Here is a 17,280-nt window from a genome sequence, read left to right on the forward strand (position 1 = left end):
TTCAGAAAATGTTGGAAATGCTCCTCAATCCGGATTATCTTCGCCATCGGGTGTAGGTCTCCTTTCCAGGAACGGCTTCGCTTGCTAGGCAAAGCCAACTTACACCCTCTCGCTTTTTACACAATCAACGTTACGTCACCCGGCCGGCACGCCGATTTGACAGTCCCGAGCCGCTCGCTGTACCATCACTTCCCTCATGACCACGCCGACCCATCGCCACCATCATCACCACGCGGCGAGCGTGTCGGCGAAGGTCTGCGGATAGAGCCCTAAAAAGTTCATCATCCCGGCCCGCTGACGCGGCAACGTCAGCGGGCATTTTGTTTTTGCGAGGAAGACATGAAACCAGGTTCGCGGGAAGAGATCTCGATTGATTTCGAAAAAATGCAGGGGCTGGCGCCGGCCATCGTGCAGGACGCCGCAACCGGCGAAGTGCTGATGCTCGGCTTCATGAACGCCGCTGCGTGGTTCGCCACGCTGCGCTGCGGCTTCGTCACGTTCTACAGCCGAACGCGCAACAAGCTTTGGATGAAAGGCGAGACGAGCGGCAACCGGCTGGCGCTGGTCTCGGCGGCGACGGATTGCGACTCCGATTCGCTCCTGCTGCGCGTGCGCGTGGAGGGCGCCGGCGTGGTGTGCCACGAAGGCACGCGCTCGTGCTTCACGCGTCCCATCGCGATTTCGGCGCCGGCGGCGCAGGAGGCGGCGCAATGAAGCTCCGACTCGGCATTCCCAAGGGCAGCCTGCAGGAAGCGACGCTGCAACTGTTCGCGCGCGCCGGGCTGAACGTCTACACCAGCCCGCGCTCGTACTTTGCTTCGACCGATGATCCCGAGATCGAATGCATGCTGATTCGCGCGCAGGAGATGGCGCGCTACGTGGAGCACGGCGTGCTCGACGCCGGACTCACCGGCCGCGATTGGGTGGTCGAGAGCGGACTCGAGGTGGTCAGCGTGGCCGACCTGATCTACGCCAAGCAGAGCCGCGGCAAGGTGCGTTGGGTACTTGCGGTGCCGGAAGATTCCAGGTTCCAGAACGCGCGCGATCTCGAGGGCTGCATCATCGCCACCGAACTGGTCAGCGTCACGCGCAACTGGTTTGCCGAGCGCGGCGTAAACGTCACCGTCGAATTTTCCTGGGGTGCGACCGAGGTCAAGCCGCCCATGCTCGCCGACGCCATTGTGGAGGTCACCGAGACCGGCAGCTCGCTGCGCGCCAACCGGCTGCGGATTCTGGAAACCGTGCTCGAGTCAAACACGCAGGTGATCGCCAATGGGAAAGCGTGGGAGGACGCCGCACGGCGCCGCAAAATCGAGAACCTGGCGCTGATGCTGTGCGGCGCCATCGCCGCGCAGGGGCGCGTGGGACTGATGCTCAACGTGGAGAAGCGCGACCTGACCAACGTGCTTGCCGTGCTGCCGGCGCTCAAGCGTCCGACGATCTCGCAACTGAGCGACGACGGCTGGGTGGCCGTGAACACGGTCATCGAAGAAACGGCCGCGCGCGAGATCATCCCGCGGCTGAAGGCAGCCAATGCGCAGGGCATCGTGGAGTACCCGCTGAACAAGGTGGTGATGTGATGCGCATCGTGGCAGGCGGAAGGGCCGCAGCGACGGTAGCGCGGCTGGCGGACCGTGGCGCGGCAGCAACGGCGAGCGTAGAGCCGGCGGTGCGGCGGATTGTCGCCGCGGTGCGGCGCGGAGGCGATCGCGCCCTGGTTGCTTATGCGCGCAAGTTTGACGGGCTCGCGGCGAACCAGGCGCTGCGAGTGTCATCCGACGAATTGCAGGCGGCCTGGCGCGAGTGTCCTGCCGATCTGCGGGCGGCGCTTCGCGCTGCCGCGCGGAACATCCGGCGGTTCGCTCAGTGGCAGCGGCCGGCCGAATGGCGCCGGGAGATCGCGCCAGGGGTGTGCGTCGGGCAGCTCGTGCGGCCGCTCGAGTCGGTGGGCTGCTACGTTCCCGGAGGCAGGTATCCGCTGCCTTCGACGCTGCTCATGACGGTGGTCCCGGCGCAGGTCGCGGGCGTGCGGCGGATCGCGGTGGTTTCGCCGCGACCCGCCAAGGAAACGCTTGCCGCGGCGGCGATGCTGGGTGTTAAGGAGTTTTACCGCATTGGCGGCGCACAGGCGATTGCGGCGCTCGCCTACGGAACGGAAACTGTTTCGCGCGTGGCAAAGATCGTTGGGCCGGGAAATCTTTATGTCACTGCCGCGAAGAAAATAGTGGCGTTCGATTGCGGAATTGATTTCCTCGCCGGTCCGACCGAGGCGCTGCTCGTCAGGGACGACGGCGACCTGGAATTCATCGCCGCCGACCTGGTTGCGCAAGCGGAGCACGATCCCGCGACACTGCCGGCGCTGATTACTTGCTCGCGAGCGCTTGCGCAAGACGTGGCGGCGATTGTGCGGCGCAAGTCGCGTGAGAACTCGGTTGCGCGAATGTCACTGCGCCGCAATGGCGTGATTCTGCTCGCGCGCTCGCCGGAGCAGGCGATGCAATTTGCCAATCAGCTTGCGCCCGAGCACGTGAGCGTCAGCGCGGACGCCCTTCCTTCCGTTGAAAATGCCGGCTCGATTTTTGTGGGCGACTACTCGGCGCAGGCGTTTGGCGATTACGGCTCCGGACCGAACCATGTGCTGCCCACCGGCGGCATCGCTCGCTCGCGTGGCGGGCTGAGCGTGCTCGACTTCGTCAAGCTGATCACCGTGCAGGAGATTTCGCGCGAAGGAACGCGAAGCCTGCGGTGGGCCGGGCGACTCGGACAAGCGGAGGGACTGAGAGCTCATGCCGAATCCATCGAGGCGAGGTGCGCCCGTGCCTAAGCCGCGCAAGGCCGTCGCCAGGCTGAAGGAGTACCACGCGCCCATTGCAGGCCGCACCGGCCTGCGGCTCGACTTCAACGAGAACACGCAAGGATGCTCGCCGCGCGTTCTCGAGCGCCTGCACGGGATCAGCGCAGACGACCTCGCGCGTTATCCCGAGCGCGCGCCGGTGGAGGCGCGCGTTGCGCGATTTCTTGGACTCGCGCCGGAGCAGGTGCTGCTGACCGCGGGCGTGGACGAGGCGATACACCTGGCGTGTGAGGCGTTCCTCGAGCCCGCCGACGAGGCGCTGATCGTTTCGCCGACCTTCGCGATGTACGAGATTCTTACATCGGCAACCGGCGCGACCGTTCGCGCCGTTCCTGCGGCGCCGAACTTTCAGTTCCCGGCCGAAGCGCTGTTCGCAGCGGTCAATGGGAAAACGCGGATGATCGCCATCGCCAATCCCAACAATCCGACCGGCGCAGCGGTCGATCCGAAATTACTCACCGGCCTCGCCGAGACGGCGCGCGACATCGTCGTCTTCGTTGACGAGGCGTATTTCGAGTTCTGCGGGCAAAGCGCGCTCGAAGGCGTGCGGCGACTGCCGAATTTGCTCGTAGCGCGTACTTTTTCGAAGGCCTACGGGCTGGCGGCGCTGCGCGTTGGCGCGGTGGCCGGGAGTCAGGAGATGATCTCCGCGCTGCGGCGGCTGGCCACCCCCTACAACGTGAACGGCGTCGCGCTCGCGTGTGTTGAAGCTGCGCTCGCGGACCAGGACTACGTTCGCAATTACGTCGCGCAGGTGCGCGCCGGCCGCGAGGCGCTTCAAGCCGAGCTGCTGCGATTGAACGTCCCGTCGTGGCCGAGCGAAGCGAACTTCGTGCTCGCTGCGTTTGGCGACGCCCACGAAGAATTCGTAGAGAGGATGCGCGCCCGCGGAATCCTGGTGCGCGACCGCAGCTCCGATCCTGGCTGCGCCGGCTGCGTGCGCATCACGATCGGCGCCGATGAGCACAACCGACAGCTCCTGGCGGCGTTGCGCGATGCGGTCGGCGAACTGCGCCAGCGGCAAGGAGCGGCGCGATGAAACGCCGCGCGCGGCTGCACCGCAAAACCAACGAAACCGACATTCGCGTCACGCTGGCGCTCGACGGCCGCGGGCGGTACCGGGTCCGGACCGGCATTCGCTTTTTCGATCACATGCTGGAGCTTTTCGCGCGGCACGGAGGATTTGACCTGGAGGTCGAGGCGCGCGGCGACCTCGACGTGGACCAGCACCACACGGTGGAAGACGTGGGCATCGCGCTGGGTGAGGCTTTCGCCGCCGCGCTTGGCGATAAGCGCGGGATCTTGCGCGCGGGCTACTACCTGATGCCGATGGACGAGACGCTCGGGCTGGCTGCGATTGACTTCGGCGGGCGGGCAGCGGCGGTGGTGGCCACCAAGGTCCGCGTAAGGCTGGTGGGCGACTTGCAGAGCGAACTGGTGCACGACTTCTTCGAGGGCTTCGCGCGGGGCGCGCGCGTGAACCTGCACGCGCGCGTGCTTTACGGCCGCAGCAATCACCACAAGATCGAAGCGCTGTTCAAAGCGTTTGCGCGGGCGCTGCGCGTGGCGGTGGCGCGCGATTCGCGTCTTTCGCGCATGCTGCCTTCGACGAAAGGATTGCTGTGATCGCGATCGTGGACTACCAGGCGGGGAATCTCGCGTCGGTAAAGAAGGCGCTCGATCACCTCGGCTTCGAGTCGGTGATCACAAACGATCGCAAGTTTGTGGGAAGCGCCGGCAAAATCATTCTGCCGGGTGTGGGCAACTTCGCGGCGACCTCAGCTCTCCGCAGTTCAGGACTTGCGGAAACGATTCGCGAAGCGATCGCACGCGGAACCCCGTTCCTGGGCATCTGCGTGGGCATGCAATGGATGTTCGACGGCAGCGAGGAAGCGCCCGGCGTGGCGGGGCTCGGAGTGTTCCCGGGCCGATGCGGACGCTTCCCTTCCGGCGTGAAGTCCCCGCATGTGGGCTGGAACCGGCTTCAGCCGCGGCGACCGTCGCAGCTGCTCCGAGGCATCGAGCCGGGGGCCTTCGTTTACTACACGCACTCGTATCGCGCGCCCGCCGGCGCGGGCACGGTCGCGGAAAGCAGCTATGGCGGCCAGTTTGCGGCCGTCGTGGAGCGCGGGAATGCGTTCGGCGTTCAGTTTCATCCGGAAAAGTCGGCGGAAACAGGGCTGAAGCTGCTGGCGAATTTCTGCGAGGCGGCATGCTGACGCGCCGCATCATCGCGTGCCTCGACGTGGATGGCGGCCGCGTGGTGAAGGGCGTGAGGTTCCTGCACCTGCGCGATGCCGGCGATCCGGCGGAGCTTGCGCGGGCGCACGCCGCCGCAGGAGCGGACGAAATCGTTCTGCTCGACATCACCGCGACGCACGAGCGGCGCGCCACCTTGCTGGACTGCGTGCGCCGAACCGCGCGTGAACTGTTCATCCCGTTCACGGTCGGAGGCGGAATCCGAACGCTCCGCGACGCGGCCGCGGTGTTCGACGCCGGCGCCGACAAGGTCGCGATCAACTCGGCCGCGGTCGAGCGCCCGGAACTGATCGGTGAAATTGCCGAACGTTTCGGCTCGCAGGCGGTGATCGTGGCGGTGGATGCGCGCCGAGCGAACGGAAACGGCGCCGAAGTGTACGTATCCGGCGGGCGCATTCCAACCGGTCGCGATGTGATTGCGTGGGCGCGCGAAGCGGAACAGCGCGGCGCGGGAGAGATCCTGCTCACTTCCATGGACCGTGACGGCACGCGCCGGGGCTTCGATTGCGAGCTGACGGCGAGCATTGCCGCGGCGGTGCAGATTCCCGTGATCGCCTCGGGCGGCGGGGGCAGCGTGGCGGATTTTTTCGATGTGTTCCGCGCCGGCCGCGCCGATGCCGCGCTGGCGGCGAGCATTTTTCACTTCGGCGTCCACAGCGCGGCCGAGCTGAAGCAGCGCCTTGCCGCCGCCGGCGTTCCGGTGAGGTGGCCGTGCTGATTCCTTCGATAGACCTGATGGGCGGCAAGATCGTGCAGCTGGTGGGCGGCGCGCGGAAGACGCTGGAGACTGACGACTTCGACGGCTGGATGGCGCGCTTCGCCCCGTATCCGATGGTGCAGCTGATCGATCTCGACGCCGCCATGAACAAGGGCAGCAATCGCGAGCTGGTCACCAGGATCGCTTCGCGACTTCCCTGCCAGGTCGGCGGAGGCGTGCGCGACCTCGCCGCGGCCGAGGAGCTGCTGGCCGCGGGAGCGCGGCGAGTGATCATCGGCTCATCGCTGGTGAGAAACGGGAAGCCGGATGTGGCGTTTGCGGCAGCGATTGCGGCGGCCGTTTCCTCCGAGCGGCTGGTGTTTGCGGTGGATTCGCGCGCGGGCAAGGTTGCGGTCAGCGGCTGGAGCGAGCAGACCGCGCTCGAACCCATCGAGATGATGCGAGCGCTCGAGCCCTGGTGCGGAGCATTTCTGTATACGCACATTGACACCGAGGGACAGCTACGCGGGTTTCCGCTGGACGTTGCGGAACAACTGCGGCGAGCGACCGCACGGCAAATCGCTGTCGCAGGCGGCGTCCGGTCACACGAAGAAGTCGCGGCACTCGATGCGCTGGGCCTGGACGCGGTGGTGGGCATGGCAATCTACACCGGCGTGATGCAGGCGTAGGCGGCCGCCGCGCGTGGAAACACTGCTCTGTTCGCTACGACGACCTCGCGGCACGGGCGAGGTCACCCGGTTCCGCGCCGGTCTTGTTGGTGCACGCTGCCACCACGAGCACGCAGAGTGAGCTGATCAGCACCGGAAACCAGACGGCGGACACCCAAGGCTCGGGGATAAGAAAGAGCACATCGAGTTCGGTGAGCGATTGCGGCCAGCGCACAGTGACCCGGAGACCTGCGTAGTAGCAGATGTCCCACCAGGAGAAGATCCAGAGGAATGCGGCGAACCGCTCACGACGGCCGCGAGCGGCAACGGCGGCGACGGCGACCAGCATGAGGATGGTCGCCGCTTCCCGGAAGAGTTCGACCGTCATGAGGCTTGCCGGGAATTGCGCCACCGAGTCAAGGTGAACGCCAGCGCCGGTTTGCCCGGCGAGTCGCGCCACGTCGGCGAGCGTGCCGTGATAGCCCGGCAGCATGCCTGCGGCGGCGCGCAGGTAAACCACCACGGCAGCCTCCACAAAACCGAAACCAATACCAAACAGCGCGAGGTAGAACAGGTCGGCGCGCGTGAGTTGCAGCGGCCGGCGGCGCCAGCTGAGCCATGCGGCGAGGGGAACCAGGAGAAGAAGGTTCACCCAGTACGGGTAGGCCAATCCGTAGTACGACATGGCCGAATGATAGAGCCAGTCGCGACCCGGTTGCTGGCGATTCGCACCCCATTCTTTCCATGGCAACCAGCAAAGGCTCCCGCGGTCGGTGGCAACCACCGCTCATCTCACAATTCGGAAACTACTACAGCGGTAGTAGCGCCACCAGCGCTGCTCATCTTCCGGTTTCCGCTGCCGGATTGTCTTCGCTTTGCGAAGCGATGCGAGTCAAAAGGTATGCGCACGGTATGTGGCGCATTGCTCTGGGCCTGTCCGGGGCATTTTGTTAGCGCTATTCCGCCTCGGCGGTAACGACCTTGGCGCGGGGCGCGGCCGTTGGAATCAAGCGTTGCACCAGGCGATAGAGCAGCAGCACACCCAGGATGACGGCGTAGACGGCGGGAAGGGTGATGTCTGCCTTCACCAGCCACCAGTAGTGCACCACGCCCGCGATGGCGCTGGCGTAGATGAGGCGGTGGACCAGTTGCCAGCGCTTTTTCAGCTTGCGAATCGCCCATTGCGTGGACGTGAGAGCGAGCGGAATCATGAGCGCGAAGCCGAGAAAGCCGACGGTGATGAAGCGCCGCTTGGCGACGTCGGCAAGCATCTCGCGGATGTCGAAGAACTTGTCCAGCCAGATGTAGGTGATGAAGTGCAGCACACCGTAGAAAAACGCAAACAAGCCCAGCAGGCGGCGGAAGCGGATGAGCCACAGGCGGCCGGTGAGCTTGCGGATGGGAGTGATCGCCAGCGTGGTCAGCAGCAGGCGCATGGTCCAGTCGCCGGTGGCGTGGGTAATGACCTCGATCGGATTGGCGCCGAGGCCATCTTGCGCGAACTTCAGGCCGAGCAGCGCGAGCGGCAGCAGGCACAGCACCCACACCGCGACCTTCATCGCCACGATGGCGCGATGCGACGGCATCAGAAGTTCTTCCTCAAGTCCATGCCGGAATACAAGCTGGCCACCTGGTCGCCGTATCCGTTGAACATCAGCGTGGGACGCTTGAAGAACTCGCCGATGCGCCGCTCCTTCGCCTGGCTCCAGCGCGGATGGTCCACGGTGGGATTCACGTTGGAATAGAACCCGTATTCGTTGGGCGCGGTGCGGTTCCAGGTGTTGATCGGTTGGCCCTCGACCAGGCGGACCTTGACGATCGCCTTGATGCTCTTGAAGCCGTACTTCCACGGCACCACGAGGCGGATGGGCGCTCCGTCCTGGTTCGGCAACACGTCGCCGTAGAGGCCGACGGCGAGGATGGCGAGCGGGTTCATGGCTTCGTCGAGGCGCAAGCCTTCGACGTAGGGCCAGTCGAGGACGCTGCCGCCCTGCCCGGGCATCTGGCTGCGGTCGAGGATGGTGGTGAACTCCACAAATCTCGCTTTGCCTAGTGGCTCGACCTGCTTGAGGAAGTTTGCCAACGGGAAACCGACCCACGGAATCACCATGGACCAGCCCTCGACGCAGCGATGCCGGTAAATGCGCTCTTCCAGCGGGTTCGATTTCAAAATGCTGTCAATGTCGAGCGTGAGCGGCTTCTTCACCAGGCCTTCCACGCGGACCGTCCATGGACGCGTGCGGAAGTTGCGCGCCAGCCCGGCGGGCTCATACTTGTCGGTGCTGAACTCGTAGTAGTTGTTGTAATTGGTGATGTCCTTGAACGGCGTTTGCTTCTCGCTCGTGCTGAAGGCGCTCTTACCAACCGGGCCGGGCAGTGAGCCGGCATGAGCAGTTTCCACGTCGCCGCCCATGCGCAGCAGACCCGCACTGGCCGCCGCCACCGCTCCGGCGCCAGCAGCCGCCATCCCGATGAACTTGCGGCGGTTCAGGTAGAGCTTCTTGTCGGTGATTTCCGAGGACTTTATGTCTGCCGGTTTACGAATGAGCATACGATTCCCGCGGCCTCACGTCTGGTCTCTTAGACATTTTAGGTACGAAAAAGTGACAAATACAGATTTTAGTTCCTCGCCCTGATTGGGGCGCATCGCAGCGTAACGCCGACGAGCACGGGGGAGTCCGCGTTCGTCAGCCTCGAGTCCCAATCATCCCGTTTACGGCAGGTGGTCGAAGTAGCAGGGCCTTCCGCTGGTCGGCGTGGGCGGGGTTGGCGGCGTGGCCAGCGCCGCGTTGCTGAAATCGAAGAACTCGGTCATGTCGGGCTGTGCGGCGTCGCGCGCGGTAAGGTTGGGCAGCCCAAAGCGCGTCTCGATGAATTTCAGGACCGCGGAGTAGTCCATCGGGGTGTGCGAGACGAAGTGCGGCTTCACGAAAGGCGAAATCACGATCAGTGGCACGCGAAAGCCCGTGATGGTGAAGTCGCCCTGGTGGTCGGTGGGTTTCAGGTCGAGCGGCTTGATGCCGTCGGGGCTGACCGTATCCATGGGCGGGACGTGGTCGAAGAGCCCGCCGCCTTCGTCCCAGGTGAGGATGAAGACGCTGTCCTTCCACGCCGAGCTGGTCATGAGCGCGTTGATGATGTTGGCGGTGTGCTTCACTCCGGGTGTGATGGCGTTGCCGGGGTGCTCATCCAGGCCCGACGTCTCGCCGGTTTCGATGAGCGCCACCTGCGGCAGCGTGCCCGCGGCGAGGTCGGCGAAGTACTGCGAGAGCGGAACAATGTTCTCCTTGTGCTGGGTGGCGAACGGCTGAAAAACGTTCAGCGTGGTGATGCCCGGATCGGTCACGTACACCTTCCACGATATGTTCGCGTTCTGGAGCAGATGGAAGATGGTCTTGATGGGCAGCGTCCGCGGTGGATCGTTGGTGTACCCGGCCGACGTGGCCGCCAACGAGAAGATGCGGTTGGGCGGCGTTCGCGCGGGCAGCGGCGAGAACCAGCGGTCCGACGTCGCGAACGCGGTCGCCATGAAGTAGTAGTAATTGAGCTGGTCCGAATCGTAGTGGCCCATGGCGCGCCGGCCTTCCTGGTCGAAGAAGTTATTGTCACGCGCGTACTTGGCGGCGGTGTAGACGAAGCCGTCCATGGTGGCGGGCGCGCTGGGAGTGCCCGGATTGTTGCGGTTGCGATCGCGATGGCTCTCGTTCCATGAGGGGCTCGTGTTCTCCTGGCATTGGGTCGCCATCTTGAATGCTTTGATCGTTCCAGAGCCGTCGAACGTGGGATTCGACGCGTTCGCCGGGACCCCGTCCACATCGGGGCCCAGTCCCTGACTGATGCGGAACGCATTGAGCTGTCCGAAGTAGCTGTCGAACGAGCGGTTCTCCTGCATCATGAAAACGATGTGATTGATGTTGCTCTGGAAGCTGCCGCTGGGAGCCGGAGTGGGCGAGGGCGACGGCCCGGCTACGCTCTCGGGCGGTCCCTGTCTTACACCCTGACAGCCGGCAAGTGAGATGGCTACAACGATGAGAGGAATGAAGACGCGCAAAGCCCTGGGGATCGGCACCGGCGGTTCTCCTGCTGCCGATTAGAGGGACTGAAATCCCGCGCGAGTTGGCTTGTTTGGAGTTCGCCGAAGATTTTGTGAGGCAACTCGGAGCAGAGTAGCCGGGCAGAGTAGTAAGGAGGTTGAGGGTCCGAAGCCGTGAGGTTTCGAAGGGGCGTTGTGATCGCCGGCACCGCGCGCCCCCACTCGCAACAGTCCTGGAAGCGCCGAAACCTCGAACCTTCCAACCTGCTCTACTGTGCCGTCTGCATTGCTTCGCCGACCGATTCGCCGCGCTTCAGGATGCGGTCGAAGAACTCGGCGCCGGCGGCGTAGGCGCGGACCCAGTTGCGCCAAAGCAGGAAGTCGTGGATTTCGTCGGGAAAAACGATCTGCTCAAAAGGCACGCCCCGGGCCCGCAGCCGCTGGGCCAGGTCCACCGTCTGGCTGAAGGCGACGTTGCGGTCGTCGTCGCCCTGGATGAGGAGCACGGGCGATTTCCAGGTGGCAATCGAGGCGTTCGGCGACGACTCAAAGGCCAGCTTGGCGGCGGCAAGAGCGTCGGGCGCATCGCTGGCCGGCCCGCCGATTCGGCGAAGCGTGGACCAGTCGTGAACCCCGTGAAGGTCAACACCGGCGGCAAAGATGTCGGAGTTCCGGGCCAGGCCCATCGCGGTGAGAAATCCGCCGTAGGAGCCGCCCCATAGACCAACCTTTTTCGGATCGACGATCGGCAGAGACTGCAGGTACCGCCCGGCGGCGACGATGTCTTTGTATTCGGAGGCGCCGCGCCACCCGCCATCGGGCGGTTCGCGAAAGTCGCGTCCGTACATGATGCCGGTGCGATAGTTCACCGACAGGACGACGTAACCCAGGCTGGCGAGATACTGATTCGCCTCGTACGCATTGTGGTAGTAGTAGCCGTAGTGGAAACCGAGCAGCATTTGGCGCATTGAGCCGCCGTGAATGTAGACCAGCGCCGGGCCAGGCGCGGTGCGTCCGCGGGGAACGAAGAGCTGGCCGTGGATGCTCCAGCCGTCTTCGGCCTTGAAGATGACCTGCTTCGGTTCCACGAGCTGTGCCGAGGGGAAGTCTGCCGGCAGCGCCTCGGGCGCGATCATTTCCCTGCCCGACGACGTCAGCCGGTACGGCATGGCGGGCGAGGTCCCGCTCGAGCCGAAGCAGACGACGAACTTGCCATCACCGGTCTCCATGGGGCGCCACTCGATGGTCTGGCCGCGAGTCAGCGCCTGTGGGCGGCCGCCCGCGACGGCGACGCGCCAGAGGTGGCGGCGATCAACATCGTCCTGGTTCGACGAGTACAGCACGCTGTTGCGGTCGACGCTGAGGCTGACGTGCTCGACGTCGAAGTCGCCAGAGGTGAGCAGCGTTGCGGGGCCGCCGCTGGTCGCGACCGAATAAAGATGGTTGCGTCCGTCCTGCTCGCTGGCGAAGACGATTCGGCCGTTGGCAAACTGGAACGACGCGTCGGCAGTGAGCCGCGGAAAGGAGCTGCGCAGGTCAGCGGCGCTGCGCCAGATCGCGCGCGCAGTGCCGGTGGAGGCGTCGGCGATCCAGATGGACCAGGGTTGCGGCGCCACGGGGATGAGCGGCTGTCGCTGCTGGCGTCCGGGAAGGCGGATGAACGCGATCTGCCTGCCGTCAGGTGACCAGCGGGGAAAAAGATCGCGGTCCACGCTGGGTGCCAGCCAGAGAATGGTGTCGCGCTGCGCGTCGTAGACGCCGATAAAGCTGTGATCGCCGCGATCGCTGCGGAACGCCACACGTTTGCCGTCGGGCGACCACTTGGGATCGGAGTTGTCGCCGCGGACATAGGCCAGCGCCTTGGCAGGCACGCCCCCAGCGACGGGAGCGACCCACAACTGCTTGCGCGCCGCCCACAGCGCGGTCTGGCCGTCGGGCGAGATCTGAATGTCCTCGCAGCCTTCTTCGCCGCAGGCCATTTCCCCGAGCAGGCGCGGCTGCGCGGCGCCGTCAATCTCCATCGCCCAAACCTGCTGCCTGGGCTGCTCCACGCTGCTGTTGGGATTGGCCACTTCTTTGTCGTTGTTGGTTTCGCTGCCGCGAGCATAGACAATGGTCTTGCCGTCGGGCGTAAGCCGCACGCTGGAGATGGCCTGCCCGTCATCGCCGCTGTAGCGCGTGACCCGGCGGGCGCGGAAGTCGGGTGCGTCGGCGATCCACACGTTGCGCGCACCCTTGGCGGCAAAGACCCAGGCGATGCGGCCGCCCCGCGGTTGCACCGCGAGGTCGGAGGGAAACGGCGAACTCATCACTTGCTCGAGCGTGAATGAGCCCGCGGCCAATGCGACCGGGCACAGAGCGAACAGGCACACTAAAACGCGAGGAGAAAGACGAATGAGGCGGTTCATGGCGCCAGCAGAGTAATTCAGCGCGGCGTCTTTTCCAAGCGAGCTGGACTGAAGTCGGCGGGCTTGCCACCATAGCTGACGCCGGCGCGCTTGAGCTCCTCAAGCGTTGCGCCGGCGCGAATGTAGACGTCTTCCGACTTGTCGTCCGGCTGAGCCAGCACGAGCAGGCCATCGCGCAGTTGAAAAATGCCGCTCTTGGCAGGCGCGCGCGAATCGCCCGCGGGCGCCGCCAGGGTGAACGTCTGCGCGGAGAGGTCGTAACTACCTGCCGTCGTCCGCATGGGCACGCGGATCTTGGCGAGACCATCTCGCGTGAACTCATGGAAGGTGTTGCGCGCGATTTCTGCCAAAGCGGCGGCGTTCCTTGAGCCTGCTTCCTGGCCCGCGCCCTCGGCGCTGAGCGCAGCCTGGTTTGCTTCGGGCGCCGGCGCGTCCAGGACCCACACACCAACGATCGGCGGATCGCCGGGACGCGCAGGGGTCAGGCGCTTGAATCGCGCCTCGCGCCGCTGCGCTGAGCCGGGAGACGACTGGAACATGTAGTCGCCCTCAAAGCGGATCGCGGTGATCATTGGCTTGGCGTCAGGCCTGGTGGACCCGGAGGGGAGAATCAACTGGTGACCCTCAACTCGATACGGTTCCTCGACGATGGCGCCGACTGACATTCGCAGCGTTCCGCCCGGCATGAACTCCCAAATCGAGCCCAGCCCTCCCAGCGAGCGATGCACCGCTACCCACGTGCCGACGAGTTGCGCCTCGGTGACTGGTGGGGCGTTGGCCGGCTGCTGAGCGAGCGCGAGGGCGGTCAGCGCAAAGAGGAGGACTGCGTGCTTCATCGCCGATATCTCAACACTTCCATTGACGGAGGTGCAAGCCGATGACGCTGCTGAGGCAAACGCCGGACAGAAAAGATACGGTGCGGACTTCCGAAAGCGGCGTGCCATCGCTGTGCCGCGCTGTTCGTCCCATCTACTCTGCTTGCAGCAAGAACATCCCAGAGAAAAACGATCTCTGGAAAGCCGCATCCAGAGCGGCTTTCGACGTTCCTAAAAATAAGGGCCAAACTCAATCCACACGCAACCCGCATAACTGCTGGGCCATCTCTCCGAATAGAGTTGTTTCCTTCGCGGTAAAGCAGAAGCGCAGCGGACCAGGGCGCACGGTCCTCCCGTCCAGCGTGAAATTCGACCCTGCCAGGGTTTTAGTATGTTTCGGGCCCCTCGTTTCTTCTTCCTCCTCTTGATGGCCTTGATGGCCTTCACTCTTTGCAGCCAAGCCGCGTTCAGCCAAAGCGGAGACTTCACCATCGTCCTGCTGCCCGACACACAGAATGAAGCGCAGTTCTATCCCTCCGTCTTCGCCGCCCAGACGCAGTGGATCGCCAGCAATCGCTCGGCGATGAACATCCAGGTTGTGCTCGGCCTGGGCGACATTGTGAACGACGGCGCCGACAACGCGCAGCAGCAGAACGCCGACGCCGCCATCCGCAATCTCGATAACGCCAAGGTCCCCTACCTGCTGGCCATCGGCAATCACGACTACGACCAGGCAAACACCGGGGCCGCCAGGCGAACCGACACGGGATACGAAAAGTGGTTCGGGCCGGCGCGCTACGCCGGCTACAGCTACTACAAAGGCGGGTTTCCCCCGGGGACAAACGCGAACTTCTACGGCACCTTCAACATCAGCGGCAAAGGTTACCTGATGCTGGTGCTCGAGTATGTGCCGCGTGATTCTTCTCTGGCGTGGGCGGCACAGGTGGTGCAGGCAAATCCCGACAAGGAAGTGATTGTCGTAACCCATAGCTACATGTTTTACGACGCCACGCGCGTGGACAAATGCGACACCAACGACCTGAATCGCGATAACGACGGCGATGAAACCTGGCAGAAGTTCGTCAGCCAGTACGCCAACATCAGCACGGTGGTGAGCGGACACATCACGTCGGTGGGCGCGTCCCGCCGCAGCGACCTGGGCGTGAATGGCAACCTCGTGAACCAGATGTTCTCCAACTATCAAACGCTGGCGCACGGCGGCGACGGCTGGCTGCGCATCCTGACGTTCCATCCGGCGAGCGACACGATTGACGTAAAGACGTACTCGCCCTATCTGGACGCCTTCAAGACCGACGCGAAAAACCAGTTCACGCTGCGCTGGCACACGCCCGCTCCAGGCGCCACCGGCGGCGTCACCGGCCGGGTGGATTCGGCGGACTGCACCGACCTGAGCGGCATCAAGGTCACGGCGGGCAGCGCGTTGGCCACCACCGACAGCGCGGGCCACTACTCCATCAGCGGCCTGGCGCCCGGCAGCTATGTGGTAACCGCTTCCGGCTTGGGATGGACCACGGCATCGCACACTGTGAACGTGCGCGCGGCGTATCCGCCAGATGTGAACTTCTACCTGACGTCCTCGGGGAGCGGCGGCGGCCCGTGCCCGCTGAACCCCGCGGATCCGTCGGTCACCATCTGCACGCCGGCGAACGGCGCGACCGTGCCTTCGCCTGTCCACATTGTGGCGGGTACGACCGACTTGAATACGGTTTCCTTGTTGCAGATCTACGTGGATGGTGTCGCCAAGTACACGGTCAACGCCAAGTCGCTCGACACCAGCCTGGCCATGACGAATGGCGCGCATCGTGTGACGGTTTAGGCGAAAGACAGCGCCGGAGTGATCTTCAAGTCCACCATCAACATCACGGTGGGCAGCACGCCCGCGCCGGGCAGCGTGAGCCTTACGCCCACCAGCCTGAATTTCGGAACGCAGAACGTGGGCGCCACCAGCACGCCGCAGAACGCGACGCTCAGCAACAGCACATCGGCTGCCGTGGCGATCAGTTCCATTACGACCACGTCTGATTACGCCCAGACGAACACCTGCGGCAGCAGTCTCGCGGCCGGTGCGAGCTGCTCGATCGCCGTGACCTATGCGCCTTCGGCCGCCGGCACCGACAACGGCTCGTTGACCGTGACGGCCGCCGACGCCGGATCGCCGCACATTGTGTCGCTGAACGGATCGGGCGGCTCCACCTCGCCGCCTCCTCCGCCAGGACCGTGCACGATGAATCCGGACAACCAGACGGTCACAATCTGCACGCCGGCGAACGGTGCGGTCGTTGCGTCGCCGGTGCACATCGTCGCCGACACCACAGATAGCAACCCGGTGAACCTGGTCCAGATTTACGTGGACGGCGCGGCGAGATATACGGCGTTCGCCGGCAGGCTCGATACGAGCCTCGCCATGACGCCGGGCGCCCACCGGCTGACTGTGCAGGCGCGCGACACGACCAGGCTCTACTTCAAGAGCACGATCAACATCACCGTGCGATGAATGATCCAGAGCCTGCGGTATTTCTCGAAGGAATGCCCGCAGTCTCCTTCAGCGCCGCATTTGTGCCGCTGATCGTTCAAAGTCGAAGGTGATGCTGGAGACGGGAATGCCGCGCGGTCCGATGACGCCGTCGAACTGTGCGTCCTCCGGCGCGCGGTCCAGGACAAGGGCGCGCGCGCCGGCCAGCCGCAGGCCGTCGATCCAAAGATCGCCAACCTCTACTTCCGTCTCAGCCGCGGGCCCGGCCATACTGCGCATCTCGCGCGAGCGGGGGGTTTGCATTGGGCGAGGCGGCGGCAGTGTCCCGCTGGGAACGCGGTCACGATAGAGCAGAAGGCCATCGAATCCCGTGTCCACCTGGAGCCGCAAGGGCGTAGACCCAAGACGTCCCACAAGGACCAGATACGGCAGCCGCGGATCGAGCGCCACGGCATCCTCCCTGGTATGAACGCCGAAGACGATCTGCCTGCGATGGTAGTCCAGAGTGAAGCTCGCCCCGCGAAGCACGTCCATGCCCACCAGCATGTCGAGGTGGATTCCAAGGGTGCCCGACATTTCTTCCAGATCGAGGACGAAAACAGGCAGGTTTAGCACCCGTATGGGCCCAACGCGCAGTTCCGGCAACCGGCCCACGCGCGCCGGCATGGGGCGGTTCAGGGCAATGGTTTGGCCCGGCTCGGTGCGAAGCCGCAGCCGGTCGGCGATGCGCCGGTCGAGGATGGTTCGCGTGGTTCCGGTGTCTATCAGGGCGTTGACCTTGCCCCCGCCGGGGACGTCGCAGTCGGCGATGACCAAATAGTCTCGATGCAGGCGGATGGGCAAGGTTCCCGTGGCCGTCGCGGCCTGCGCCGCGGCGACCAGGGCCAGCCACGTCAGGAAACCGCGGAGAGCCAAGGCCCGTATCTCCCTTGTCGCGCGCTCCCAGTGGTAGCGGCGGCGCGGTCAGGAAGTCGGGCGGAGAAGGTGAATTCGGCGTGATGTTTTCGTCCCTCGTGCGTCATAACCACAAGAGCCGCACAGGATGGCGTGCT

The 17,280-nt window shown here is 64.7% G+C and carries 17 protein-coding genes; 10 read left to right on the forward strand and 7 right to left on the reverse strand.

Annotated elements, in window-relative coordinates; translation table 11 throughout:
- Window positions 1–339 precede the first annotated feature (339 nt).
- Genes hisI through VFA60_00055 form a run of 8 tightly spaced genes read left to right on the forward strand, consistent with a single transcriptional unit; the run spans window position 340 to window position 6,499 of the window.
- Window positions 340–714: a phosphoribosyl-AMP cyclohydrolase gene (hisI, locus tag VFA60_00020; protein ID HZQ90159.1), complete on the forward strand. Its 375-nt coding sequence runs from the start codon at window positions 340–342 to the stop codon at window positions 712–714.
- Window positions 711–1,580, forward strand: coding sequence for an ATP phosphoribosyltransferase (gene hisG / locus VFA60_00025; protein HZQ90160.1), 870 nt, complete (start codon window positions 711–713; stop codon window positions 1,578–1,580). Before hisI ends, hisG begins: the two co-directional genes overlap by 4 nt.
- A complete protein-coding gene (gene hisD, locus VFA60_00030; GenBank protein ID HZQ90161.1) occupies window positions 1,580–2,824 on the forward strand; it encodes a histidinol dehydrogenase in 1,245 nt (414 codons plus the stop codon). The genes hisG and hisD overlap by 1 nt, the downstream gene beginning before the upstream one ends.
- Complete coding sequence (gene hisC, locus VFA60_00035) at window positions 2,817–3,893, forward strand: histidinol-phosphate transaminase (protein ID HZQ90162.1); 1,077 nt, start codon at window positions 2,817–2,819, stop codon at window positions 3,891–3,893. Before hisD ends, hisC begins: the two co-directional genes overlap by 8 nt.
- A complete protein-coding gene (gene hisB / locus VFA60_00040; protein ID HZQ90163.1) occupies window positions 3,890–4,480 on the forward strand; it encodes an imidazoleglycerol-phosphate dehydratase HisB in 591 nt (196 codons plus the stop codon). The genes hisC and hisB overlap by 4 nt, the downstream gene beginning before the upstream one ends.
- Window positions 4,477–5,073, forward strand: coding sequence for an imidazole glycerol phosphate synthase subunit HisH (gene hisH / locus VFA60_00045; protein HZQ90164.1), 597 nt, complete (start codon window positions 4,477–4,479; stop codon window positions 5,071–5,073). Before hisB ends, hisH begins: the two co-directional genes overlap by 4 nt.
- A complete protein-coding gene (gene hisF, locus VFA60_00050) occupies window positions 5,067–5,831 on the forward strand; it encodes an imidazole glycerol phosphate synthase subunit HisF (protein HZQ90165.1) in 765 nt (254 codons plus the stop codon). The genes hisH and hisF overlap by 7 nt, the downstream gene beginning before the upstream one ends.
- Entirely contained in the window at window positions 5,825–6,499 is a 675-nt protein-coding gene (locus VFA60_00055) for a HisA/HisF-related TIM barrel protein (protein ID HZQ90166.1), read from the forward strand. The genes hisF and VFA60_00055 overlap by 7 nt, the downstream gene beginning before the upstream one ends.
- Window positions 6,500–6,533: 34 nt before the next feature.
- On the opposite strand, the gene VFA60_00060 is transcribed toward VFA60_00055, so the two are convergent.
- From VFA60_00060 to VFA60_00085, 6 genes are all read right to left on the reverse strand, one after another.
- Entirely contained in the window at window positions 6,534–7,262 is a 729-nt protein-coding gene (locus VFA60_00060) for a hypothetical protein (protein HZQ90167.1), read from the reverse strand.
- 172 nt (window positions 7,263–7,434) lie between these two features.
- Window positions 7,435–8,064 carry a protein-methionine-sulfoxide reductase heme-binding subunit MsrQ gene (locus VFA60_00065; protein HZQ90168.1) on the reverse strand — a complete coding sequence of 210 codons (630 nt, stop codon included), beginning with the start codon at window positions 8,062–8,064 and terminating at the stop codon, window positions 7,435–7,437.
- Window positions 8,064–9,029, reverse strand: coding sequence for a protein-methionine-sulfoxide reductase catalytic subunit MsrP (gene msrP / locus VFA60_00070; protein ID HZQ90169.1), 966 nt, complete (start codon window positions 9,027–9,029; stop codon window positions 8,064–8,066). Before msrP ends, VFA60_00065 begins: the two co-directional genes overlap by 1 nt.
- Window positions 9,030–9,191: 162 nt before the next feature.
- Window positions 9,192–10,547, reverse strand: coding sequence for an alkaline phosphatase family protein (locus VFA60_00075; protein ID HZQ90170.1), 1,356 nt, complete (start codon window positions 10,545–10,547; stop codon window positions 9,192–9,194).
- A gap of 233 nt (window positions 10,548–10,780) precedes the next feature.
- A complete protein-coding gene (locus tag VFA60_00080; protein HZQ90171.1) occupies window positions 10,781–12,820 on the reverse strand; it encodes a prolyl oligopeptidase family serine peptidase in 2,040 nt (679 codons plus the stop codon).
- A 116-nt stretch (window positions 12,821–12,936) separates the two neighbouring features.
- Window positions 12,937–13,755, reverse strand: a complete 819-nt coding sequence (locus VFA60_00085) for a hypothetical protein (protein HZQ90172.1) — start codon at window positions 13,753–13,755, stop codon at window positions 12,937–12,939.
- A gap of 415 nt (window positions 13,756–14,170) precedes the next feature.
- Between VFA60_00085 and VFA60_00090 the strand changes: the two genes are divergently transcribed.
- The gene (locus VFA60_00090) at window positions 14,171–15,571 is read left to right on the forward strand and encodes a carboxypeptidase regulatory-like domain-containing protein (GenBank protein HZQ90173.1); all 1,401 of its coding nucleotides are present in this window, start codon (window positions 14,171–14,173) and stop codon (window positions 15,569–15,571) included.
- 18 nt (window positions 15,572–15,589) lie between these two features.
- Window positions 15,590–16,249, forward strand: a complete 660-nt coding sequence (locus VFA60_00095) for a choice-of-anchor D domain-containing protein (GenBank protein ID HZQ90174.1) — start codon at window positions 15,590–15,592, stop codon at window positions 16,247–16,249.
- Between the two features lie 48 nt (window positions 16,250–16,297).
- Here the strand turns inward: VFA60_00095 and VFA60_00100 are convergent, their stop codons facing one another.
- Complete coding sequence (locus tag VFA60_00100) at window positions 16,298–17,143, reverse strand: retropepsin-like aspartic protease (protein ID HZQ90175.1); 846 nt, start codon at window positions 17,141–17,143, stop codon at window positions 16,298–16,300.
- Window positions 17,144–17,280: the final 137 nt, after the last annotated feature.

The sequence above is a fragment of the Terriglobales bacterium genome (assembly GCA_035651995.1).
Classification (GTDB): Bacteria; Acidobacteriota; Terriglobia; order Terriglobales; family Acidobacteriaceae; genus DASRER01.

Excerpts from the sequence above, each read along its gene's own strand:
- hisF (HZQ90165.1), top strand. The coding sequence starts at position 5,067 with ATGCTGACGCGCCGCATCATCGCGTGCCTCGACGTGGATGGCGGCCGC.
- hisI (HZQ90159.1), top strand. The coding sequence starts at position 340 with ATGAAACCAGGTTCGCGGGAAGAGATCTCGATTGATTTCGAAAAAATG.
- VFA60_00080 (HZQ90171.1), bottom strand. The coding sequence starts at position 12,820 with ATGAGTTCGCCGTTTCCCTCCGACCTCGCGGTGCAACCGCGGGGCGGC.
- VFA60_00085 (HZQ90172.1), bottom strand. The coding sequence starts at position 13,755 with ATGAAGCACGCAGTCCTCCTCTTTGCGCTGACCGCCCTCGCGCTCGCT.
- hisB (HZQ90163.1), top strand. The coding sequence starts at position 3,890 with ATGAAACGCCGCGCGCGGCTGCACCGCAAAACCAACGAAACCGACATT.
- hisD (HZQ90161.1), top strand. The coding sequence starts at position 1,580 with ATGCGCATCGTGGCAGGCGGAAGGGCCGCAGCGACGGTAGCGCGGCTG.
- VFA60_00090 (HZQ90173.1), top strand. The coding sequence starts at position 14,171 with ATGGCCTTCACTCTTTGCAGCCAAGCCGCGTTCAGCCAAAGCGGAGAC.
- msrP (HZQ90169.1), bottom strand. The coding sequence starts at position 9,029 with ATGCTCATTCGTAAACCGGCAGACATAAAGTCCTCGGAAATCACCGAC.
- VFA60_00065 (HZQ90168.1), bottom strand. The coding sequence starts at position 8,064 with ATGCCGTCGCATCGCGCCATCGTGGCGATGAAGGTCGCGGTGTGGGTG.
- hisG (HZQ90160.1), top strand. The coding sequence starts at position 711 with ATGAAGCTCCGACTCGGCATTCCCAAGGGCAGCCTGCAGGAAGCGACG.